This window comes from Niveispirillum sp. CC-CTL257, from assembly GCF_059489915.1.
On record NZ_JCAJXE010000004.1, the window covers coordinates 1 to 24156 of the forward strand.

Below are 24156 nucleotides of genomic sequence, written 5' to 3' on the forward strand. Positions count from 1 at the left end.
GTGGTGGAGAGGGCGGCGACGTCGGTGGTGTCGAGGCCCTGGATCTGGGTGGTGGTGAGCGAGACCAGCTGCGTGCTGTTCAGCGTGCCGACCTGGGTGGAGCTGAGGGCAGCGATCTGGGTGGTATTGAGGCCCCGGATCTGCGTGGTGCCCAGGGCACCGATCTGGGTGGTGGAGACCACGGCCAGCTGAGTGGTGGTGATGGAGCCGACCAGGGTCGCATTCAGGGCGTTCAGCTGGGTGCTGTTGAGGATGGCGACGTCAGTCGTCTCCAGCGCTGCCACCTGGGTGGTGGAGAGCGCGGCAACCTGCGTGGTGCCCATGGCCCCGATCTGGGTGGAGCTCATGGCTGCCAGATCGGTTGTCTCGATGGCGCGGACCTGGGTGGTGGTGAGGCCGCCGACCTGGGTGGTGGAGAGCACACCGACCTGTGTTGAGGTCAGGCCTGCGATCTGGGTGGTATTGAGCACCCGGAACTGGGTGGTGGTCAGCACGGCCAGATCGGTCGTCTCAATGGCCCCGAACTGGGTGCTGTTGAGCGAGGCGATCTGGGTGGTGGACAGGAAGACGATCTGGGTGGTCGACAGGGCGGCGACATCGGTGGTGTCGAGGCCCTGGATCTGGGTGGTGGTGAGCGAGACCAGCTGCGTGCTGTTCAGCGTGCCGACCTGAGTGGAGCTGAGGGCAGCGATCTGGGTGGTGTTGAGGCCACGGATCTGCGTGGTGCCCAGGGCACCGATCTGGGTGGTGGAGACCACGGCCAGCTGGGTGGTGGTGAGGCTGCTGACCTGGCTTGTGGCCAGGGCGTTCAGCTGGGTGCTGTTGAGGATGGCGACATCAGTCGTCTCCAGCGCGGCCAACTGGGTGGTGGTGAGCGCCTTGATCTGTGAGGTGGTCAGCACGCCGATCTGGGTGGAGCTCATGGCTGCCAGATCGGTTGTCTCAATGACGCGGACCTGGGTAGTGGTCAGGCCTGCGACCTGGGTGGTGGAGAGCACACCGACCTGTGTTGAGGTCAGGCCTGCGATTTGCGTTGTATTCAGCACCCGGAACTGGGTGGTGGTCAGCACGGCCAGATCGGTCGTCTCGACGGCGCCGAACTGTGTGCTGTTCAGCGAGGCGATCTGGGTGGTGGACAGGAAGACGATCTGGGTGGTGGAGAGGGCGGCGACGTCGGTGGTGTCGAGGCCCTGGATCTGAGTGGTGGTGAGCGAGACCAGCTGTGTGCTGTTCAGCGTGCCGACCTGAGTGGAGCTGAGGGCAGCGATCTGGGTGGTATTGAGGCCCCGGATCTGCGTGGTGCCCAGGGCACCGATCTGGGTGGTGGAGACCACGGCCAGCTGAGTGGTGGTGATGGAGCCGACCAGGGTCGCATTCAGAGCGTTCAGCTGGGTGCTGTTGAGGATGGCGACGTCAGTCGTCTCCAGCGCTGCCACCTGGGTGGTGGAGAGCGCGGCAACCTGCGTGGTGCCCATGGCCCCGATCTGGGTGGAGCTCATGGCTGCCAGATCGGTTGTCTCAATGGCGCGGACCTGGGTGGTGGTGAGGCCGCCGACCTGGGTGGTGGAGAGCACACCGACCTGAGTGGAGGTCAGGCCTGCGATCTGGGTAGTATTGAGCACCCGGAACTGGGTGGTGGTCAGCACGGCCAGATCGGTCGTCTCGACGGCGCCGAACTGTGTGCTGTTGAGCGAGGCGATCTGGGTGGTGGACAGGAAGACGATCTGGGTGGTGGAGAGGGCGGCGACGTCGGTGGTGTCGAGGCCCTGGATCTGGGTGGTGGTGAGCGAGACCAGCTGCGTGCTGTTCAGCGTGCCGACCTGGGTAGAGCTGAGGGCAGCGATCTGGGTGGTGTTGAGGCCACGGATCTGCGTGGTGCCCAGGGCACCGATCTGGGTGGTGGAGACCACGGCCAGCTGGGTGGTGGTGAGGCTGCTGACCTGGCTTGTGGCCAGGGCGTTCAGCTGCGTGCTGTTGAGGATGGCGACATCAGTCGTCTCCAGCACGGCCACCTGGGTGGTGGTGAGCGCCTTGATCTGTGAGGTGGTCAGCACGCCGATCTGGGTAGAGCTCATGGCTGCCAGATCGGTTGTCTCGATGACACGGACCTGGGTGGTGGTCAGGCCTGCGACCTGGGTGGTGGAGAGCACACCGACCTGAGTGGAGGTCAGGCCTGCGATCTGGGTGGTATTGAGCACCCGGAACTGGGTGGTGGTCAGCACGGCCAGATCGGTCGTCTCGACGGCGCCGAACTGTGTGCTGTTCAGCGAGGCGATCTGGGTGGTGGACAGGAAGACGATCTGGGTGGTGGAGAGGGCGGCGACGTCGGTGGTGTCGAGGCCCTGGATCTGGGTGGTGGTGAGCGAGACCAGCTGTGTGCTGTTCAGCGTGCCGACCTGGGTGGAGCTGAGGGCAGCGATCTGGGTGGTGTTGAGGCCACGGATCTGCGTGGTGCCCAGGGCACCGATCTGGGTGGTGGAGACCACGGCCAGCTGGGTGGTGGTGATGGAGCCGACCAGGGTCGCATTCAGGGCGTTCAGCTGGGTGCTGTTGAGGATGGCGACGTCAGTCGTCTCCAGCGCTGCCACCTGGGTGGTGGAGAGCGCGGCAACCTGCGTGGTGCCCATGGCCCCGATCTGGGTGGAGCTCATGGCTGCCAGATCGGTTGTCTCGATGGCGCGGACCTGGGTGGTGGTGAGGCCCGCGACCTGGGTGGTGGAGAGCACACCGACCTGTGTTGAGGTCAGGCCTGCGATCTGGGTGGTATTGAGCACCCGGAACTGGGTGGTGGTCAGCACGGCCAGATCGGTCGTCTCAATGGCCCCGAACTGTGTGCTGTTCAGTGCCCCGATCTGGGTGGTGGTGAGGGTGGTGATCTGCGTGGTCGACAGGGCGGCGACGTCGGTGGTGTCGAGGCCCTGGATCTGGGTGGTGGTGAGCGAGACCAGCTGTGTGCTGTTCAGCGTGCCGACCTGGGTGGAGCTGAGGGCAGCGATCTGGGTGGTGTTGAGGCCACGGATCTGCGTGGTGCCCAGGGCACCGATCTGGGTGGTGGAGACCACGGCCAGCTGGGTGGTGGTGATGGAGCCGACCAGGGTCGCATTCAGGGCGTTCAGCTGGGTGCTGTTGAGGATGGCGACGTCAGTCGTCTCCAGCGCTGCCACCTGGGTGGTGGAGAGCGCGGCAACCTGCGTGGTGCCCATGGCCCCGATCTGGGTGGAGCTCATGGCTGCCAGATCGGTTGTCTCGATGGCGCGGACCTGGGTGGTGGTGAGGCCGCCGACCTGGGTGGTGGAGAGCACACCGACCTGTGTTGAGGTCAGGCCTGCGATTTGCGTTGTATTCAGCACCCGGAACTGGGTGGTGGTCAGCACGGCCAGATCGGTCGTCTCGACGGCGCCGAACTGTGTGCTGTTCAGCGAGGCGATCTGGGTGGTGGACAGGAAGACGATCTGGGTGGTCGACAGGGCGGCGACATCGGTGGTGTCGAGGCCCTGGATCTGGGTGGTGGTGAGCGAGACCAGCTGCGTGCTGTTCAGCGTGCCGACCTGGGTGGAGCTGAGGGCAGCGATCTGGGTGGTATTGAGGCCACGGATCTGCGTGGTGCCCAGGGCACCGATCTGGGTGGTGGAGACCACGGCCAGCTGAGTGGTGGTGATGGAGCCGACCAGGGTCGCATTCAGGGCGTTCAGCTGGGTGCTGTTGAGGATGGCGACGTCAGTCGTCTCCAGCGCTGCCACCTGGGTGGTGGAGAGCGCGGCAACCTGCGTGGTGCCCATGGCCCCGATCTGGGTGGAGCTCATGGCTGCCAGATCGGTTGTCTCAATGGCGCGGACCTGGGTGGTGGTGAGGCCCGCGACCTGGGTGGTGGAGAGCACACCGACCTGTGTTGAGGTCAGGCCTGCGATCTGGGTGGTATTGAGCACCCGGAACTGGGTGGTGGTCAGCACGGCCAGATCGGTCGTCTCAATGGCCCCGAACTGTGTGCTGTTCAGTGCCCCGATCTGAGTGGTGGTGAGGGTGGTGATCTGCGTGGTGGAGAGGGCGGCGACGTCGGTGGTGTCGAGGCCCTGGATCTGGGTGGTGGTGAGCGAGACCAGCTGCGTGCTGTTCAGCGTGCCGACCTGGGTGGAGCTGAGGGCAGCGATCTGGGTGGTATTGAGGCCCCGGATCTGCGTGGTGCCCAGGGCACCGATCTGGGTGGTGGAGACCACGGCCAGCTGAGTGGTGGTGATGGAGCCGACCAGGGTCGCATTCAGGGCGTTCAGCTGGGTGCTGTTGAGGATGGCGACGTCAGTCGTCTCCAGCGCTGCCACCTGGGTGGTGGAGAGCGCGGCAACCTGCGTGGTGCCCATGGCCCCGATCTGGGTGGAGCTCATGGCTGCCAGATCGGTTGTCTCGATGGCGCGGACCTGGGTGGTGGTGAGGCCGCCGACCTGGGTGGTGGAGAGCACACCGACCTGAGTGGAGGTCAGGCCTGCGATTTGCGTCGTGTTCAGCACCCGGAACTGGGTGGTGGTCAGCACGGCCAGATCGGTCGTCTCAATGGCCCCGAACTGGGTGCTGCTGAGCTTGGCAATCTGGGTGGTGGACAGGAAGACAATCTGGGTGGTGGAGAGGGCGGCGACGTCGGTGGTGTCGAGGCCCTGGATCTGGGTGGTGGTGAGCGAGACCAGCTGCGTGCTGTTCAGCGTGCCGACCTGAGTGGAGCTGAGGGCAGCGATCTGGGTGGTATTGAGGCCACGGATCTGCGTGGTGCCCAGGGCACCGATCTGGGTGGTGGAGACCACGGCCAGCTGAGTGGTGGTGATGGAGCCGACCAGGGTCGCATTCAGAGCGTTCAGCTGGGTGCTGTTGAGGATGGCGACGTCAGTCGTCTCCAGCGCTGCCACCTGGGTGGTGGAGAGCGCGGCAACCTGCGTGGTGCCCATGGCCCCGATCTGGGTGGAGCTCATGGCTGCCAGATCGGTTGTCTCAATGGCGCGGACCTGGGTGGTGGTGAGGCCGCCGACCTGGGTGGTGGAGAGCACACCGACCTGTGTTGAGGTCAGGCCTGCGATCTGGGTGGTATTGAGCACCCGGAACTGGGTGGTGGTCAGCACGGCCAGATCGGTCGTCTCGACGGCGCCGAACTGTGTGCTGTTCAGCGAGGTGATCTGGGTGGTGGTGAGGGTGGTGATCTGGGTGGTGGAGAGGGCGGCGACGTCGGTGGTGTCGAGGCCCTGGATCTGGGTGGTGGTGAGCGAGACCAGCTGCGTGCTGTTCAGCGCGCCGACCTGAGTGGAAGTCAGATTGGCGACATAAGTCGTGCTGAGGCTGCGGACAAGCGTCGTGGAGAGTGCACCTACCTGAGTGGTGGAGAGAGCCACAAACTGCGTTGTCGAAATGCCTGGAAGATTGGTCGTGCTGATCGCATTAAGCTGCGTCGTCAGGAGCGCCCCAATCGTTGTGGTCGCCAGGCCTGAGAGCTGCGTCGTTTGAAGTGCACCGACTTGCGTCGTCGAGAGGACGGCGAACTGAGTCGTCGACAGGCCACCCGCCTGTGTCGAATTCAGCGTTCGAAGGTCCGTTGTGGTCCACGCAGCAAGCGCTGTCGTGCTCAGTTGACCGATCTGCGTGGTCGTCAGAAACGAGATGATCGACATGGCTACGACTCCGAATGCTTATAAAGTGGATAACGGACAGACTTCCCTGCCTGGAAAACCATCCTTCCGAACAGCATGCACACCACCAAGCAAGGTTTGTGCCACGTTGTACGGAACCCACAAAATCTGGAGCCGATAACCGGAAAAGCACCCAATCCGAAAGCGCACGCCAAAGCGACGCACCTTGCGGTCGTGTTCATTCCCCTTTTGGTATAGGCGCCCAAATTTTTTGGGTCAGTGTGGATAGAATACTGATCCGCCGATTGAGTCAAGTTACATTCGGCCTAACCCCGCCGAAACAAGCCCGACACCATCAGTTTCAAACGAGGTAACCCGATTACGGCGATTCCCGGCCCCGAGCGGCAGTCAAAAAGCGATCTGCCTGCGGCGGGCTTGTCGTTTTTTTGTCGTGTGTATCGCTGAATCGCATTAGCTTGCCCCCTCAATAGTCCCCTTTTTGCCGATGGACGTGGCGATTGTCCCCCTACATGACGGTTTTGCGGTGTCTTTTTCTGATGGCGTTGCACCATGGCGTGCAGCTTCATCCGGACGAGTTGCCGCCCGATACGCCGGCCGATCCAGTTCCAGCGGTTCTGAAGGCCATGCATGGCGCGGGCCTGAAGGGTCGTAAGGTTCGGATGAGCTGGAACTCCGCCTGCCATCTCGGCAGTGCTTACCCGGCAATTGCGATCCGGAAAGATGGCAGCTGGGTCATTCTTGCCTATGCCATGGCGGTGAGCGGCAAGATGTCGGCCGCCATATTGGATCCGATGCACGAAGCCGAGGGCGTAAAGTTCGTCCCGGAAGAGGAGTTCACAGCCAGCTGGACGGGCGAGGTCATTCTGGCCAAGCGCGTCTGGGCGCTGATGGATGAGAACCAGCCGTTCGGATTCCGATGGTTCTTTCCGGAAATCCTTCGTAATGCGAAGTTCTTCCGGGGGGTTGCCATTGCGGCGATCATGGCCAACCTGATCGGTCTGGTCATGCCGATGATGTTTCAGGTTCTGGTCGACAAGGTCATCACCCATCACAGTTATCAGACCTTGTTCGTCATCGTTCTTATTTACGTGTTGCTGACGGTTTTTGATGGCTTCTTCGGTTATGTGCGCCAGAATTTGATGATTTTGGCGTCCAATAAGATCGATGCGAAACTGACGTCGCGTACCTTCCAGCACCTCATGTCGCTGCCGCTGAGCTTTTTCGAGCGCAGCAGCGCCGGCGTGCTCACGCGGCATATGCAGCAGACCGAGAAGCTTCGCCACTTCCTGACAGGTCGGCTTTTCCAATGTTTCCTTGATGCCATCACACTGCCTGTGCTGCTGGTGCTGCTGTTTTTCTACAGCGGTCTGCTAACCGGTGTAGTGCTGGCCTTCTCCGTCGCCATTGCGGGCGTCATCGGCTTCATGGTGCCGATCTTCAGATTGCATCTGGGACGTCTTTACGAGACGGAGGCCGGGCGTCAGGCGCATCTGGTGGAGACACTACACTCCATGCGTGCGGTCAAATCGCTGGTGCTGGAGCATAACCGGCAGCAGACCTGGGATATGAAGGTGGCGCAGGCGGTACGCCGCCATGCCACCGTCGGCCGTATCGGTGTGCTTGGCGGGGTCCTGACCGCCGGGCTTGAAAAGTTGATGCAGATCAGCGTTCTGGCCATTGGCGCGGTGCAAGTGTTCGACGGCGCCATGACGCTTGGCGCCCTGATCGCTTTCAACATGCTGTCGGGCCGCGTCACGGGCCCGTTGCTGCAGATGGTCGCCTTGATCAATGAGTATCAGGAAGCGGACCTGTCGGTGCGAATGCTGGGCGAGGTGATGAATGCCGAACCCGAGCGCAGCGGCCATTCCCGGCAGTCGCGCCCCGTCATTACCGGCCAGATGGTGTTTGATGAGGTCACTTTCCGCTACAGCCCCGGCGCCACGCCCGCGCTGAACCGCGTCTCGTTTGATATCGAGGAAGGGCAGGTGGTGGGCGTGGTCGGCCGGTCAGGATCGGGCAAGACCACCATCACGCGGATGATCCAGTCGATTCATCTGCCGCAGGAAGGCCTCATCAAGCTGAACGGCGTCGATCTGCGTCATATAGAACTGGATCATCTGCGTAAATCCATCGGTGTGGTGCTGCAGGACAACCTTCTGTTCCGTGGTACGATCCGTGAGAATATTGCAGCCGCCCGTCCCGACGCGCCGCTGCATGAAATCCTGCACGCCGCCCAGATGGCGGGTGCCGATGAATTCATTGACCGGCTGCCCATGTCCTATGACACGATGGTTGAGGAGAACGCCTCCAACTTCTCCGGTGGACAACGCCAGCGGATCGCCATTGCCCGCGCCCTGGTGACCCATCCGCGTCTTCTGATCTTTGACGAGGCAACCAGCGCGCTTGATCCTGACAGCGAGGCTATCGTTCAGAAGAACCTGACGCGCATCGCTGAAGGCCGTACCATGGTCATTGTCTCCCACCGGCTGTCATCGCTGGTGCAGGCTGACAAGATCATCGTGCTGGAGCAGGGCAAGCTGATTGATTGCGCCCCGCATTCCATCCTGCTGCAACGCTGCGACATTTATCGGCACCTATGGCAAACCCAGACACAGCACATCCAATGACGGGGCCGTTCAGGGAACTTCGCGAGCGCTGGAGGCGGTTCTACGGTACGCCGGCGCCCCGGCTGCATGTGGCGCCGGAGGCAGTGGAGTTCCAATCCGAACTGGAAATCATCATCCGGGAGCCGCCCCCCCGCATCCTGGGTGCGCCGCATCTGATCGCGGCTGGGATGCTGGCGCTGCTGGCCCTCATCTCCTGCTTCGTGCAGATGGACCGAGTCGTGGTTGCGACGGGCCGTCTGGCTACCCAGGCCCCACCCATCGTCATGCAGCCGCTGGAGCGGTCCATCATGCGCGATGTCCGGGTGAAGGCCGGTGATATCGTGCGCAAGGGGCAGGTGCTGGCCACGCTGGACCCGACTTTCACCCTGGCCGACCGCAGCGCTCTATCGGCGCAGCAGCGCGCCCTGTTTGCGGAACTGCGTCGGCTGGAGGCGGAGGCCGCTGGCAAGCCGATCCAGGGCTTTGGACCGACAGACGCCGATCCCGACATGGCGTTGCAGGCCAGTCTCTATGCACAGCGCCAGGCGCAATACCGGTCACGACTGGATAGTCTGGATGGCGGCATCGCCAGCACGGAAGCATCCCTGCGCGCATCGGAGGGCGATGAGAAATCGCTGTCGGCGCAGTTGGCCGTCTACAGCGATGTCGAAAACCTGCGTGCGCAATTGTACAAGGCGCAGACGGGATCGCGTCTGCAATTGCTTGAGGCGCAGGCGCAACGTCTGGAGACGGAGCGGTCCTTGCAATCCACGACCAACCGCATCCAGGAACTGCGCGCCGATCTTACGGCGCGCAAGGCTGAGCGGCGCAATTTTGTGGATGACTGGCAACGACAACTGCTGGAGCAACTGGTCGCCACACGCCGCGAAGCGGCGCAGGTGGATGAGGACCTGGCGAAGGCCGTCCGCCGGAACGATCTGGTCGAACTGACAGCTCCCGCCGACGCCATCGTGCAGGAGGTCGCCAGATTGTCGCCCGGCTCCATCGCGCGGGAGGCTGAAGCGTTGATCACCCTGGTGGCGCTGGAGACACCGCTGATCGCCGAGGTGGTGATCGATTCCGGGGACATCGGCTATGTCAAGGCTGGCGATCCCGTGGAAGTAAAGGTGGCACCGTTCCCGTTCCAGCGGCATGGCATGCTGAAAGGCCGTCTGCGGTCCGTGTCGCGGCAAAGCTTCGTCCCAGGATCAGCGGAGGCGCTTGACGCCCTGCGCAGCCCCACGGTCGCCGGCGCCTATGTCCACCGCGCGCAGGTGGATCTGGAAAGTCTGCGGCTGGAGCGGATGCCGGAAGGGGCGGCGCTGACCGCCGGTATGGTGGTGCAGGCCGAGATCAAGGTCGGCAGCCGCAGCCTGATGTCTTACTTCCTCTATCCCGTGCTGCGCGGTCTGGACGAGTCCTTGAAGGAACCGTGACCAGACAGGGTCGAAGCGCTATGCCTGACGGATGGCCACGTGTTCCAAGGTAAGTTCAAAGCCGCACGTGAAATTTTCGGTGTCGCCCAGTGTCGCCCGCCAGCGTGCGGGCGACGTGCGGGTGCGGATCGCATCGTACAGAGTGCGGTCCGCATATAAGGCGACAGCCCGGTCGATATATGCGTCATCGCTTGTGGTGATCAGTTCGGGCAGACCCATGGCCAGCAGCAACGACCCCGCCATCCGGCTGGCAAAGGTTTCGCGTGACAGGGTCAGAACCGGCAGCCCCATGCGCAGCGCGTCGCTGGCCACCGTTCCGGCATTGTAGGGCGTTGTATCCAGAAACAGATCGGCCAGCGCCATGCGTGCGCGATAATGCCCAGGCACGGCGCGCGAGGAGAAGATAAGGCGGTCCGGGTCGATACCTTGCGCCTGCGCCTGCCGCCGCAGGTTCGCGACGGCCCATTTATTGTCGTCCAGCAACCACAGGACGCTGTCTTCGGCGCGCGCCAAAATCCGCATCCAGGCGGCGAACATCGCTTCCGAGATTTTGTAGGGTCCGCAGAAGCAGCAATAGATGAACTTGTCTTCCGGCAAACCCTCCATCGCACGGGACAATACCGGCAAGGCCATGGCTTGGCTGTCATTGGCCTGATAGACGCCGGGCAAATAAAGCGGGCGCGGCCAGTATTGATCAGCGACGGCCGGCGGGATGGCATATTCATCGGTCAGCAGGTAATCCAGCTCCGGAACCGGGATGGGGCCGATGAAGCCAAGATAGGTGATTTGAACCGGCGCCGGCTTCCAGCGCAGCACGTCCAGCCGTTCACCCTCGGTAATGCCGTTCAGGTCGATCAGTATGTCGATCTCATCCGCCCTGATCTGCCGGGCGAGCGCTTCATGGTTCTGGTCACGGACCAGACGGCAATGGTCCAATGCCGCAAGTATGCGCATGCGCATCTCGCTGCCATCCTCGGGGCTGGAACAATAGCCGTAGATATCAAACCGGTCGCGGTCATGTCGTTCCAACAGTTCCGCGATCAGGTAGGACATGGCGTGACTGCCGAAATTCGACGACATGTACCCGATGCGGAGCTTGTCATGGTGATAGCCGCCGGCGGGCGCCAGCGGTCGGGTCGCGGGTGTGAGACGCCGGTCCAGCCAGGACTGCACGGTCTGCCGCTGCACGGCGATGCGATCAGCCAGGGCAAGCGTCGCCAATGCGCCGCAGCGGTCACGCAACTGTCCTTCCGAAAGGCCCGGCACACCGGCACCGAACAAGGGCCAGGCGCACATGTTCTGCCGGACGAAGGACCAATGCTGAAGCACCTCGTGCTGATCGGGATTTGTCAGCAGGCTTTGGTAATAGGTGGCTTCAGCCTCGTCCAGCCGGTACAGCTTCTCCAGCAGGCGGCCGCGCTGGTTGAGCAGATTTACCCTGGCCTCGGTATCCTGTAATGCTGCGTCCAGCGTGAACAGCGATGCCGTGGGATCGCCGGCCTTTTCCTGGACACCCGCCAGATTGATGGCGGCCTGCCACAAGGTGGGGTGCAGCAGCAGGGCATTGGCATAGGCGGTCACGGCCGAACCAGTATCGCCGCGCGCGGCCAGTTCCACCCCCAGATTGTACCAGATGGCGGCGGCGGCATTGCCGCCATTGGCGGGCTGCAGCAGCCACTCATACATCATATCGGCGGCCCAATGCCGGTTGGGCAGCGGTTCCGCCTGTGCCAGCGCCGCCATGAAATCCAAGACGGCCAGACCGTTCAGCCATTCTCGCCACGCGGTGCGTGTCGTCTCTTCTGCGGGCGCCATTCCCGGTGGTGCGGCGCGCAACTGGGCGACAAGGACGTCCACGGCGGACGGGCCGCCGCTCATGCCGGCTTTGTCCAGAGTCGCTGATCCCAGGGGACAGGCGTCAGGGCGTGACGCCGCGCGAGGACGTTGCGGTACCGTTCCTCATAATCGGGCAGGAAGCCGAACTCCTCCGCGTCATGATCCATGGCGCTGCCGATTTCCAGGTAGAGGTCGAGATTGGTGAGGTCGGGAACCGGCAGGTCACCGGCTTCCCATTCGGCCCACATGCTGTCAAACGCGTCTTCCATCGAGCGGGCGAAGCCGTTCGTGTCGAACAGCACCGACCGGTGCCGCAGTTCCAGCAGCTTGGCCTTGGCGGCGGCGAGTGCGGCTGGGTCATGGCCCAGACGAACCGCTGTCTCTACATAGGCCCGGGGACCGTCGCAAACGAACTCCGGCAGGCCCGCCGCCGTGACCAGCGAGGCGCAGACGCGGGACGGAAAACCGCGCCCCGGCGCGGTCAGAACCGGTATACCCATCCACAAGGCGTCCGATGCGGTGGTGTGGGCGCCATAGGGACTGCTATCCAGGAAAAGGTCCGCCACAACATAGCGCGCAAGATGGTCAACATTGGCGGCGTAGGGCGCGAAAATCAGGCGGGATGGATCAATGCCGGCCTTAGCAGCCTCATCCCGAAGGCGATTGTCGCCTTCGTCACTGCCCCGCAGCAGCCAGAGGACGGAGCCATCGACCCTTTGCAGAATCTCCAGCCAGCGGGCCAGATTGAAACGGGTCATTTTCTGCTGACCGTTGAAGCAGCAGAACACCACCCCCGTTTCCGGCAGACCGTGCTGCGCCCGCGTCTGCGGGACCGGTGAGATGACACGGTGCCGATCATTGGGCTGATAGCAGGGGACGCGAACGACCCGTTCGGTGTAGTAGCGTTCCGACCCTGGCGGAATGATCACCGGGTCGGCGATGATATAGTGATGATAGGGACTGCCCATGGTGCCGGGATAGCCCAGCCAGTTCACGATGACCGGGGCAGGGCGGCGGGCCAGCACACCAGTGCGTGCGTCGCGCGTATTGCCGTTGATATCGACGAGGATGTCGATGCCGCATTCCTCAATCAGGGCGGCGGCTGTCGCGTCATCCATGTCGTTCACGTCATGCCAGTGATCGACGGAGGCTTTGATGCGCCGCATGATCTCATCATGGAGTTTGACGCCGCAATAGAAGGCCGTCACCTCTACCCTTGACCGGTCGTGCAGGCCGAACATTTCCACCGTCAGGTGGCCGATGGCGTGGTTGCGCAGATCCGACGAGAGGTAGCCGATGCGCAACCGTCCATCGGCGGCCCGCCGACGGTGCTTGAAATCAGCACTGGTCTTGAAGGTTTCCGGCCAGCCGATATCGTGCCGGCTATGCGAATAGGCATTGGCGAGACTGAGGATCGGATCGTCAGTGAAATAGGCCATGGTAAGGGGGGCCAGGGTCGCCGTGATCTTTGCCCCGGTCACGGGGCCGAACGATTGCAGCACAGGCCACTTGCATTGCCGTTGCCGCACATTGGCCCAATGCTGCATTTCCTCCCGCCGATAGGGAGCGACTTCCAACGAGCGGCGCAGCGCTTCTTCTGCCAGGGCCGACTCCTGTCGTCCCTGCCGGACGCGTGCCATCTGTTTCAGCACCGTCATCTTATAGTTGATTGTCTCGGCATTCACATTGGCCAGTGCCGCGATGGCATGTTCCCAATATTGCAGGGCAAGATCAACCTGACCCACCCGCTCCAGAGCCGATCCGAGGGAGATGACGCCCGGTATGAAATCCGGTCTCAGCCGTACCGATTCATTGAAGGAGAACAGTGCTGCGGTATTGTCATTCACCCCCAACTGCAAGGAGCCAAGATTGAACCATGCCGCATGTACGGTCGGGTCTTCGGCGTGATCTTTCACCCATTCCTGATAAAGACGGATCGCGGCTTCAATGCCTTGCTCTTTCTCGACGGTGTGGGCGTAGGTGAAGAGTTCGATGATGTCCATGGCGACGGCAACGCGGCAGTTGGCGGGGGCGGCGGTCAGTTCGTGGGTACGCCTAACTGATCGGCGAAATAGGCGATGGTGCGCTTCAACCCTTCCTCCAGCTGGACGGTAGGCTGCCAGTTCAGAAGGGTTTTGGCCTTGGTGATGTCCGGGCAGCGCTGCAGGGGGTCATCCTGCGGCAGGGGTTTCCAGACGAATTCCGATTTGGCTCCCGTCAGCCGCACCACATTCTCCGCCAACTGGCGGATCGTGTATTCGCCCGGATTGCCGATATTGATGGGGCCTGTCACCTCGTCGGGGGCGGCCATCAGACGGATGAAGCCTTCGATCAGGTCTTCGACATAGCAGAAAGACCGGGTCTGCGTGCCCTCGCCATAGATAGTGATCGGGTGGCCCTGCAAGGCCTGCACGATGAAGTTCGAGACAACGCGGCCGTCATTGGGGTGCATGCGCGGGCCGTAGGTATTGAAGATGCGGGCCACGCGGATGTTCACGCCGTTCTGGCGGTGATAGTCGAAGAACAGGGTTTCCGCACAGCGCTTGCCCTCGTCGTAGCAGGCGCGGGGCCCGATCGGGTTCACATTGCCGCGATATTCCTCGGTCTGCGGATGCACTGTCGGATCGCCATAGACCTCTGACGTGCTGGCCTGGAAAATCTTCGCCTTCGTCCGCTTGGCCAAGCCCAGCATATTGATGGCGCCATGCACCGACGTCTTCGTCGTCTGCACGGGATTGAACTGATAATGGATGGGTGAGGCGGGGCAGGCGAGATTGTAGATCTCGTCCACCTCCACAAAAAGCGGGAAGGTGACGTCGTGGCGCATCACCTCGAAATAGGGATTCGGCAGCAGATGACGGATATTCTCCCGCGAGCCGGTGAAGAAATTATCGACGCAGAGCACCTCGTGCCCGTCATTCAGCAGTCGTTCGCACAGATGTGACCCCAGAAAACCAGCGCCCCCGGCCACCAGTACCCGCTTGCGTGCGCGTTTCATGCTTATCCTTCTTGGTCATCCGCGAAGACGCCGCTTGATGGCGGGCCTTTCATGAGGAACATGCTTAATCTATAACCCAGCGCAGGGGGGGCATGCCAAGGGTAAGCGTTGCCGATCCTGTCCGCGTCGATCAAAGATGGCCGCGGGTGCTGCCGCCGTCGCTGCCCAGAGGGTGTTTCCTTGGCCATAACCCTTCGCCATTGCCTTGTATTGACCGGCTTTCTGGCCCTGGCCGGGTGCGGCAGCCCGCCGGTGCCAGCGCCGGCGCCACCCGTTCCAGCACCGGCCGATCCGGAACTGGTTTTCTGGGAAAGCGTGCGCGATGCCAAGGATCCGGCTGAATATTATGCCTATCTGCATGCCTATCCGGCGGGACGTTTCTCCGCCTTGGCGCGAATCCGCATCGAAGCGCTGACGCCTAAGGCCCCCAAGGAGCCACCCGCGCCGCCAAAGGCCAAACCGACCCCGACGGCGAAACTGCCACCCCCGCCGCCCAGCCACCAGCAGGGTGAGACGACCATCGCGGAGGTGCCGGCCCCCCCCGTCAATTGGGCGAAGATTGATGACCTGTCGGGCAAGTCCGGTCCGTTGCTGCGCAGTCAGATCATGGATTGCTGGGAACCTCCATCACTGCCGCGCGGGGCCGGCAGTTTCCGGGCCGAGATCGGTATCTATTTCGACCCTGCCAACGGACAGGTGCGAGGGGCGGCCTTCATGGGGGGCAACCGCGACATGAGCGATGATGTCTTTGCCCGGTTCGTCAACAGTGCCGTGGCGGCACCGATGGCGCCCGCCTGCCGGTCACTGGACCTTCGGCAGGCGGGCGTAGGCAAGGATGCAGGTGGGCTGGTGTTGCTGTTCGCGTTGGACAGCCCGCCATAAGCAGCTTGGGCCTTTAAGCCGCGCGTCCTTTGGCCGACATGTAGCTGTTGAACTGGTTATATTTCTCAATGATGTCCCGCCGCCAGTCAGGGTCGAGGCGGTCCTGGCGGTCGCGAGCTTCTATACAGGCCCGCACGGCAGCTTGCCTCGCATCCATGTCCATCGGTGCGCATAAATGCGGTGGCACCACCGTCTGGAACGCCTGAACGACATTGGGCGGTGGGGCAGGGCCCGTTGCGATCCAGGTTTGGGCGTCTTGGAAGCGGTCGCGGATAGCCAGTTCCATCATATAGTCGGCAGCGGGGACAAGTTGCGCGTGACCATATTCCGTGACGCTGATCATCGGCAATATCGGGGCTAGGCTTGGGACGATGGTGTTGACGTAGAGTTCCGCCTTCCAGTACCGCCGCGCGATCTTTTGAAAATGTTCAATGTCGTGCAACGGGACCAAACCACATTGCTCAAGAGGAAGGATCTCCACCTTTGGCTTGACCACCGAAACGGTATCGTTCGCAACGTCGACATACAGCGCGCCAAATTGTGTGGCGTTTTGAAAAAACCGTTCCCGCAATGCCCCCCAGATGGGCCGAACGATACCGCCCGCCGCGACGAAATCCGCAAGGGCGCGTTCCGCGCGCCGTTTTGGATTTTGAATACGCAGCATCAGTGCCGCATGCACTGCTTCCGTGATTTCCAAACAGCGCCCTAGTGGATAGAATTTCTCCTTGGAGCCTGGGAATTTACTTTGAAGTTCTGAATCGAGTTTGGATCGTATCTCCAGGAGTAACTTAAAAATATCCGTCTGGTTTTTTTCTATATATAATAACGTCAAAATTCTTTGTTTATTATCCACTGGTGCGGCTTGACCCGGCAGGATCGATGGTTGATCGTTAACCATATTTATTATATTCGAAGATGTTGTTGATGGACACATGAGGGTGTGTAGCGCCTTGGGTGGGTGGTGTCCAGTCTTGACATGCCCATTGCACATAGAGCCCGCGTCCCAGCCGCATGGGTGCGGCCACCTCATGGTTTGCGAATGCGAACGCTTCGCAATATAGTCGCTGCCGGACGGGAATAGTGATGTCGAGCCTATCAGCGACATTGGAAGCGAATAAGAAGCGTTTGCGTCTGCGTAAGCGCGGCAGAAAGGTTTGAAAGAGATGGATGAGAAGGTGAATTCCCAGGTGGCGCGCGGCCGTATGGCCCTGATGGCGGCCCTGTCCGTTGGTGTGGCGGCCTCTGCCGCCCCGGCGTTGGCCCAGCAGACGACGGCGCCCGCCGCCAAGGAAGGCGAGAAGAAGACCGTCATTCTGCCGACCCTGGGGGTGGAAGGCCAGGCGGCGGCGCCCGCCAACAAGCCGGAAACGGTCGCGTCCCCGAAATATACGGCCCCGCTGCGCGAGACGCCGCAGACCATCACCGTCATCCCCAGCACGGTGATCAAGGAACAGAACCTGCTGAACCTGCGGGATATCCTGTCCAACGTGCCGGGCATCACCTTCGCCGCCGGTGAGGGCGGGGCCGGCGGTTCCGACAGCATCACCATGCGCGGGTACAGCGCCACCAGCGACATCGCAGTCGATGGTGTGCGCGACAGCGGCGCCTATGTCCGTTCCGACAGCTTCAACCTGGAACAGGTTGAGGTCACGAACGGCGCCAATTCCGTCTATTCGGGATCCGGCTCCGTCGGTGGCACCATCAATCTGGTGTCCAAGACCGCCAAGGATGACAGCTTCACCCAGGCCAGTGCCGGCGTCGGCACCGACAATTACTACCGCGCCACGGTCGATGCCAACCAGAAGCTGGACGATAATACGGCCCTGCGCATCAATGGCATGTGGCACCGCAATGATGTGCCGGGCCGCGATGTGGAGGAATTCAAGCGCTGGGGCTTCGCGCCGTCGCTGACCCTGGGTCTGCGCAGCGACACGCAAGTCTCGTTCAGCTACTTCCATCAGGAAGACAACAACATTCCGCAATATGGCGTGCCCTATGCCCTGAACGCCTATTCCAACGGCATTCTGCCGGGGGCCGACGGCGAAGCCTATTATGGCTATCGCAACATCGACACGCAGGAAAGCACGGTCAATACCGGTACCGTGAAGATTGATCACCGTTTCAACGACAGCCTGTCGGTCAGCAACCTGTCGCGCTGGCAGAAGGTGGACGCCTTTGTCACTACCTCCTACCTGCAAGGCACCTGGTGCCTGTCCAGCGGCATCAACGCCTATACGGGGGCGGCCTGCACCACGCGCGGCCTGTTCACGCCCAGCACCAATCGCGGCATCACCCGCGATGCCACCACCACCATGCTGTATAACCAGACCGACCTGAAGGCGAAGGTCGTGACGGGCGGTATCACGCATGATCTGGTGCTGGGTGCCTCCATCTCGTCGGAGAATTTTGACCAGAAGTCGGGCAACCGTCTGCGCAATGCCGACGGTACCATCCCGACGGCCAGCTTCACCCCCATCACCATCGCCAACCCGGAGAATGTCTGGAATGGTCCGGTGAATTTCGCTGTTGGCGCCGATGCTGACAGCGAACTGGAGAATCAGGCGCTGTACCTGTTTGACCGCGTGCAGTTGACCGATCAGTTCGAACTGAATGGTGGCGTGCGGTGGGAACACAATAAGGGCAGCTATCAGACCACCAGCTTCACCTATGCCACGACGGGCGTCACCACCACGGCGGCACCGGTGGCCCGCAATGAGGAGAACCTGTTCTCCTGGCGCGCGGGTGCGGTCTATAAGCCGCTGCCCAATGGCAGCGTCTATGTCGCCATCGGCAATTCGAAGACCCCGTCGCAGAGTGCGGTCAACGGTTCCTGCACCGCGACCGGCGCCAGCACCACCTGTAATGTCGATCCGGAAACCGCCAAGAATTACGAGATCGGCACCAAGTGGGACCTGTTGGACGCCCGTCTGGCCCTGACCGCCGCGCTGTTCCGCAATGAGCGCACCAATTACAAGGTCACCTCCAACGACCCTGCCGTGCCGGATCAGCAGTTGGACGGCAAGTCCCGCGTGGATGGTGTGGCCCTGGGTGTTGCGGGCATGGTCAGCGAGGGCTGGAATGTCTTCGCCAACTATACCTATCTCGACAGTGAGGTTTTGCAGGGCGTGTCAGACTTCTGTCTGGCTAACCCGACAGTTGCAGCCTGTGCCACGGCACTGGCTGGCAATAATGGCCGCAAGGGTGCGCCGCTGACCAGCACGCCCAAGCATGCCTTCAGCCTGTGGACCACCTATGATCTGCCGATCGGTGTGCAGGTCGGCTATGGCGCCACCTATCAGGGCAAGATCTATCCCAGCAACTCCACGACCCTGATGAATGCGGTTCCCAGTTACTGGGTCCACCGCGCCTCGGCCAGTTACTTCGTCAATGATCAGGTCGAACTGCGCCTGAACGTCAATAACCTGTTCGACAAGACCTATTACACCCGCGTCCGCAATGTTGCGGCCAGCGGCTGGGCCACGCCGGGCGAGGCGCGCAACGCCATGCTGACGGTGAATTACAGCTTCTGATCCATCCGTCCCGTCGGATTGGAAGCTGTGGCGGCGGTCGTTTCATGCGACCGCCGCTTTTTCATGAGTGCTTTGATGCAAATCAGAGTGGATCGCATTTGCGGATGCTATAGGCTGCACGTCACGGATTTTTGTCAGGACCTATCATCATGATGATCAGCATTCCCGACCTTTTGAGTAAGGAGCAGGTGCGACATTGCCGCCAGGCACTCGACGCCGCCGACTGGGTCGATGGCAAGGTCACGGCGGGGTTCCAGTCGGGTAAGGTCAAGGAGAACAGCCAGTTGCCGGAAGGCCACCCGGTGGCACAGCAGCTGGGGCAGTTGATCCTGGATGCCCTGTCAAAGAACCTGCTGTTCATGTCGGCGGCCCTGCCGGCCCGGGTTTTCCCGCCGCTGTTCAACCGCTATGCCGGGGGACAGCATTTCGGACCCCATGTCGATAATGCCATCCGTCAGGCCCCGTTCGGCGGCCCGCGCATCCGCACTGACCTGTCCTGCACCCTGTTCTTCAGTGACCCGGATGAGTATGAGGGTGGGGAGCTGGTGGTGGAGGACCTGTATGGTCACCACGCCGTCAAACTGCCGGCCGGCCACATGGTTTTGTATCCCAGTTCCAGCCTGCACCATGTGCGGCCCGTGACGGCAGGCGCGCGTGTCGCGTCATTCTTCTGGCTGCAAAGCATGATCCGCGATGATGGCGAGCGCCGGACCCTGTTCGACATGGATATGGCCATCCTGGCGCTGAACAAGGATATGCCCGACCATCCGGGAATCCTGTCGCTAACCAACACCTATCACAACCTGCTGCGCCGCTGGGCGGAGGTGTGATCAAACCGCCCCCGCCAGCCACGCTGAGAACGCCTTCAGTGCGGGGCCGGGCAGGCGGGATTTGGGCCAGGTCAGCCAGTAGCGGCCCGTGGTGATGGTGGCGGTGAAGGGCTGAACCAGCCGGCCCGCCGCGATCTCCTTGGCGAACATCATCACGGGCGCGATGGCCACACCATGGCCCTGCATCGCCGCTTCCACCATGATCCAGGAACTGTCGAAGACGGGGCCGCGCAGAGGCGGGCAGGGGGCGTCGGCGGCAGCGAACCAGTTCGGCCATTCATCCGACCGGTAGGAGCGCAGCAGCCGCTCCCCCGCCAGATCGGCAGGGCCTTGCAGGCGGGCGGCGATGGTCGGCGTGCAAAGTGGGGTCATGGGGGCCGTGAACAGGGCCTGCGCCTCCATTCCGTGCCACGCACCGTCACCAAAGCGGATGGCAGCGTCCAGACCTTCTGCCTGAATATCGACGCGGTTATTGTTGGTGGACAGGCGCAGATCGATGAAGGGATGGTCGGCCAGGAATCCGTCAATGCGTGGCAGCAGCCAGCCGGCGGCAAAGGTGCCGACCACACCCACCGACAGCAATTCCGTGACCGGACCGCCATCAAACCGGTGCAGCAGGCGGGCAATCTGATCGAAGCTGTCGCGCACGCCGGGCAGCAGGGCCAGCCCTTCGTCGGTCAAAACCAATCCGCGCGGCAGGCGGCGGAACAGCGGCGCACCTAACCGCGCCTCCAGCCCCTTGACCTGATGGCTGACGGCCGCCTGCGTCACGCATAGTTGAATGGCGGCCTTGGTGAAGGACAGGTGCCGGGCCGACGCCTCGAAGGCGCGCAATGCGTTCAGGGGTAGGTGCGGGCGAGTCATGAAAGGCCTAGTTTTTCTAATGCTTCATCCGATTTATCACAGTTTGTCGGGGTCTGACAGCGCCGTTACCTTGTTCGCACAACAAGGGGAAAAGAGATGCTGACGCGACGCCAACTTATTGGAAACACGGTATTCTTCGGCGCATTGGCCGCCACCTCACTGAAAGGGCTGGCACCGGTGCCAGCCGGTGCCGCCCCGATGGACGGCATGAGGGAAGCTATGGCAGCGCTGGAGCGGGCGCGGGGTGGACGGCTGGGTGTGGCACTGCTGGATACCAAGACGGGTGCCGCCATGAGCTGGCGCGGGGATGAACGGTTCGCCATGTGCAGCACGTTCAAGTTCCTGCTGGCCGGCTATATCCTGTCCCGCGTCGATGCGGGACAGGAGCGGCTGGATCGTATGGTGACGTTCGGCAAGCATGAGCTGGTGATTTGGTCGCCCCTGACCGAACCGCATGTCGACAAGGGGATGAGCATCAATGACCTGTGTCAGGCCATCATGATTCAGTCCGATAATACGGGTGCCAATGTCCTGATGCGTGAAAGTGGCGGGCCGGCGGCCCTGACCGCCTTCCTGCGTGCGGCAGGGGATGGCGTGACGCGGGTGGACCGGATCGAGCCGGAGATGAATGTGGTGGGGCCGGGGGATGTACGGGATACGACCACGCCTGTTTCCATGCTGGGGCTGATGCGGTCGCTGCTGCTGGGTGATGTGTTGAAGCCGGCGTCGCGGCAGCTTCTGACCGACTGGATGATCGACAATCGGACGGGCAAGGAACGGCTGCGCGCCGGCCTGCCGGCGGGGTGGCGCGTCGGGGACAAGACGGGTTCCTATAACGCCTTCAACAATGACATCGCCATTCTTTGGCCACCGGCAGGCGGGCCGCTGTTGCTGAGCAGTTATTATGTCAATCCGACGGTGGACACTCCCGCTCGCAACGCCGTGCATGCCGAAGTGGCCGCCATCGTGGCCAAGGCCTATGGCACCGTGTGACGGACTGACAACGCGACTGAAATCGGGTACCTAACAAGGACAAGAACAGACAAGCGGGGAGGGTGCGGGTTGGCCATCGGGCGGCGGCAATTCCTGGCGGCGGCGCTGCTGGCGGTGCCGGCGGTACGGGCGCAGGAAGGGGTGCATCTGCGGATGTCCTGGTGGGGCGGCAATGATGTCCACCGCGCCCAGCTGCGCGCCCTGGAGGCGTTTGAGGCCCGCTATCCCGGCATCAAGGTGACGGCGGAATATACGGGCTGGGTCGGTCACCTGGAACGGCTGACCACCCAGATCGCCGGCGGCACCGCGCCCGATGTGATGATGGTCAACTGGAACTGGCTGAAACTGTTCTCCCGCGATGGGGAGGGGTTTCTGGACCTGGCCCAGGTGGCTGATATCATCGACCTCAGCCAGTTTGACCATGATGCCATCACCATGTCATCGGTGCGCGGGCGACTGAACGGTCTGCCGCCCAACATGACGGCGCGGCTGTTCTGGTTCAACAAGACCACCTTCACCAAGGCGGGCCTGCCGATCCCCGACAGCTGGGACGCGCTGTTGGCCGCAGGACCCCTGTTCCGTGACCGGTTGGGTCCCGACTACTACCCGCTGGACATGAATTTTCAGGATACGGTGGCCCTGCTCTATAGCTGGATCAGCCAGAAAACCCAGTTGCCCTTCATTGATGAGGAGGCAAGGCGCCTGACGGCGGATCGCGACCTGCTGGTGGCGGCGGCGAAACTCTATCAGCGGCTGGTGGATCAGCATGTGGTGCCATCGGCCCGCGACCGCGCCAGTTTCGGGCACGTGCAGTTGCAGGAGACGCGGCCCTGGATCACGGGCCGCTATGCCGGCATCTATCAATGGACCAGTTCGGTTGGCAAATATGTGGAGACGCTGGAACCGGGGCAGAAAATGGTCCTGGCCCCCTATCCCATGCTGGAGGGGGCCGCCGATCCCGGACTGCTGTACAAGCCCGCCATGATGTACGCCATCAACCGGCACACACAGCACCCGCGCGCGGCGGCCTTGCTGCTGCAATTCCTGCTAAATGACCCGGAGGGGGTGCGTATCCTGGGCGCACGGCGCGGGGTGCCGGCCAGTGCGGCGGCCCGGCGCATCCTGGAAGAGGATGGGCAGCTGACGGGTCTGGCGCTGGAGGGGCAGCGCCAGATCGAAAGCCTGCCGCGCGGCATCGTTCTGTCAGGATATTATGAGCATGCCCGCGTGCGCGACGGGTTCAATGATATATTGGAGAAACTGGGCTATGGCATGCTGTCCCCGGAAGAGGCCGGGCATGCCATGGAGCGAGAGATCAACGGCATTCTGAAACGGGTGATACGATAGCGATGCTTCTGATGACACCGGTTTCCAGTTCGATTAAGCTGAACGAATATCAATTGCCCTCCCGCCTGCGGTGCCGGCCCCATCATGAATGATTTCCGCCGCTTTGGACCGCAGGTCCTGCCGTTCCTGCGCCATTACCTGGGGGGCTGGGATTTTTTCAAGCCCAGCTGGAACTACGAGGATGGCTGCATCTTCAAGGGTTGCCTTGATTTGGCCGACGCCACGGGACGGTCGGAATTTTCCGACTTCGTCCATGACAAGGTCGGCGCACGGGTGGATGAGGAAGGTGGGATCGCGGGCTTTGATCCCGCCGAATATAATATCGACAACGTAAAGCCCGCGAAGGTCTTCTTCCCCCTCTATGACCGCACAGGCGAAGAACGCTTTCGCCGCGCCATTGAGACGCAGATCGACCAGTTGCGCACCCATCCGCGCACCCAATCCGGCAATTACTGGCACAAGCAGATCTATCCTTGGCAGGTCTGGCTGGACGGGCTGTACATGGCGCAACCGTTGGTGACGGCGCATGCGGTGGCGGCTGGTGACCGACCGGCCTGGGAGGATGTGGTCCTCCAGTTTATCCAGGTGCGCGACCATATGCGCGATCCGCGCACGGGGCTTTATTACCATGGCTGGGATGAAAGCCGGCAGGAGCGCTGGGCCGACCCGCAAACGGGCCTGTCCGCCTGCTTCTGGGGTCGTGCCATGGGCTGGTTCATGATGGCCATGGTGGATTGTATCGAACTGGCCGCCCCGTTCGACGGGCCGGGCCGGGCCGCCCTGATCGCCATGTTCCAGGATGCGGCCATCGGCCTGATGGCGGTGCGCAGCGACCGGGGCCTGTGGTGGCAGGTGCTGGACCGGGGCGGACATGAGGGTAATTACGAGGAAACGTCTGCCAGCCTGATGATCGCCTATGCCCTGATGGCCGGGTGCCGATTGGGCCTGCTGCCCGCCGATCACGGGCGGGCGGGGGAGGCGGCGCTGCGGACCGTCATCCGCGACTTTCTGACCGAGACGGAACTGGGCGGCATCTGCGGCGTCGCGGGTCTGGGCAATGATCCCTATCGCGACGGCAGCTACGAATATTACCTGTCGGAGCCGGTCGTCCCTAATGATCCAAAAGGGGTCGGCGCATTGATGATGGCCCTGGCCGAGGCAATGCGGCGATAGGGGCAGGGGGCGCGCCGAAAAATCCGGACGATCCCGC

14 protein-coding genes are annotated in these 24156 nt (G+C 62.3%); 8 read left to right on the plus strand and 6 right to left on the minus strand.

All coding sequences use genetic code 11. The features are described 5' to 3' along the window. A partial coding sequence (locus ABC729_RS20825) for a beta strand repeat-containing protein (RefSeq protein WP_495609527.1) occupies positions 1–5645 on the minus strand: 5645 nt, incomplete at its 3' end. A 515-nt stretch (positions 5646–6160) separates the two neighbouring features. Here ABC729_RS20825 and ABC729_RS20830 point away from each other — a divergent pair. After that, positions 6161–8251 carry a peptidase domain-containing ABC transporter gene (locus ABC729_RS20830; protein WP_495609528.1) on the plus strand — a complete coding sequence of 697 codons (2091 nt, stop codon included), beginning with the start codon at positions 6161–6163 and terminating at the stop codon, positions 8249–8251. Beyond that, positions 8248–9666, plus strand: coding sequence for an HlyD family type I secretion periplasmic adaptor subunit (locus ABC729_RS20835; RefSeq protein ID WP_495609529.1), 1419 nt, complete (start codon positions 8248–8250; stop codon positions 9664–9666). The genes ABC729_RS20830 and ABC729_RS20835 overlap by 4 nt, the downstream gene beginning before the upstream one ends. An 18-nt stretch (positions 9667–9684) precedes the next feature. Here the strand turns inward: ABC729_RS20835 and ABC729_RS20840 are convergent, their stop codons facing one another. From ABC729_RS20840 to ABC729_RS20850, 3 genes are read right to left on the minus strand one after another with little or no spacing between them, the layout of a single operon-like run. After that, positions 9685–11544 carry an O-linked N-acetylglucosamine transferase, SPINDLY family protein gene (locus tag ABC729_RS20840; protein ID WP_495609530.1) on the minus strand — a complete coding sequence of 620 codons (1860 nt, stop codon included), beginning with the start codon at positions 11542–11544 and terminating at the stop codon, positions 9685–9687. Continuing rightward, the gene (locus tag ABC729_RS20845; RefSeq protein WP_495609531.1) at positions 11541–13505 is read right to left on the minus strand and encodes an O-linked N-acetylglucosamine transferase, SPINDLY family protein; all 1965 of its coding nucleotides are present in this window, start codon (positions 13503–13505) and stop codon (positions 11541–11543) included. The genes ABC729_RS20840 and ABC729_RS20845 overlap by 4 nt, the downstream gene beginning before the upstream one ends. Positions 13506–13540: 35 nt before the next feature. Next, the gene (locus ABC729_RS20850) at positions 13541–14500 is read right to left on the minus strand and encodes a UDP-glucuronic acid decarboxylase family protein (RefSeq protein ID WP_495609532.1); all 960 of its coding nucleotides are present in this window, start codon (positions 14498–14500) and stop codon (positions 13541–13543) included. Between the two features lie 180 nt (positions 14501–14680). On the opposite strand from ABC729_RS20850, the gene ABC729_RS20855 reads away from it, so the two are divergent. After that, complete coding sequence (locus ABC729_RS20855) at positions 14681–15382, plus strand: hypothetical protein (RefSeq protein WP_495609533.1); 702 nt, start codon at positions 14681–14683, stop codon at positions 15380–15382. Between the two features lie 13 nt (positions 15383–15395). On the opposite strand, the gene ABC729_RS20860 is transcribed toward ABC729_RS20855, so the two are convergent. Beyond that, complete coding sequence (locus ABC729_RS20860; protein ID WP_495609534.1) at positions 15396–16280, minus strand: hypothetical protein; 885 nt, start codon at positions 16278–16280, stop codon at positions 15396–15398. A 265-nt stretch (positions 16281–16545) separates the two neighbouring features. On the opposite strand from ABC729_RS20860, the gene ABC729_RS20865 reads away from it, so the two are divergent. Then, on the plus strand, positions 16546–18912 hold the full coding sequence (locus ABC729_RS20865; protein ID WP_495609535.1) for a TonB-dependent receptor: 2367 nt from the start codon (positions 16546–16548) through the stop codon (positions 18910–18912). Between the two features lie 149 nt (positions 18913–19061). Then, entirely contained in the window at positions 19062–19742 is a 681-nt protein-coding gene (locus ABC729_RS20870; protein WP_495609536.1) for a Fe2+-dependent dioxygenase, read from the plus strand. Here the strand turns inward: ABC729_RS20870 and ABC729_RS20875 are convergent, their stop codons facing one another. Further along, positions 19743–20606 (minus strand): LysR family transcriptional regulator, encoded by an 864-nt coding sequence (locus tag ABC729_RS20875; RefSeq protein ID WP_495609537.1) that lies wholly within the window; start codon positions 20604–20606, stop codon positions 19743–19745. It lies immediately after the preceding gene. A gap of 96 nt (positions 20607–20702) precedes the next feature. On the opposite strand from ABC729_RS20875, the gene bla reads away from it, so the two are divergent. From bla to ABC729_RS20890, 3 genes are all read left to right on the plus strand, one after another. Beyond that, positions 20703–21599, plus strand: coding sequence for a class A beta-lactamase (bla, locus tag ABC729_RS20880; protein ID WP_495609538.1), 897 nt, complete (start codon positions 20703–20705; stop codon positions 21597–21599). A gap of 69 nt (positions 21600–21668) precedes the next feature. Beyond that, positions 21669–22946, plus strand: a complete 1278-nt coding sequence (locus tag ABC729_RS20885; protein ID WP_495609539.1) for an ABC transporter substrate-binding protein — start codon at positions 21669–21671, stop codon at positions 22944–22946. A gap of 84 nt (positions 22947–23030) precedes the next feature. Next, a complete protein-coding gene (locus ABC729_RS20890; RefSeq protein ID WP_495609540.1) occupies positions 23031–24119 on the plus strand; it encodes a glycoside hydrolase family 88/105 protein in 1089 nt (362 codons plus the stop codon). Positions 24120–24156 lie beyond the last annotated feature (37 nt).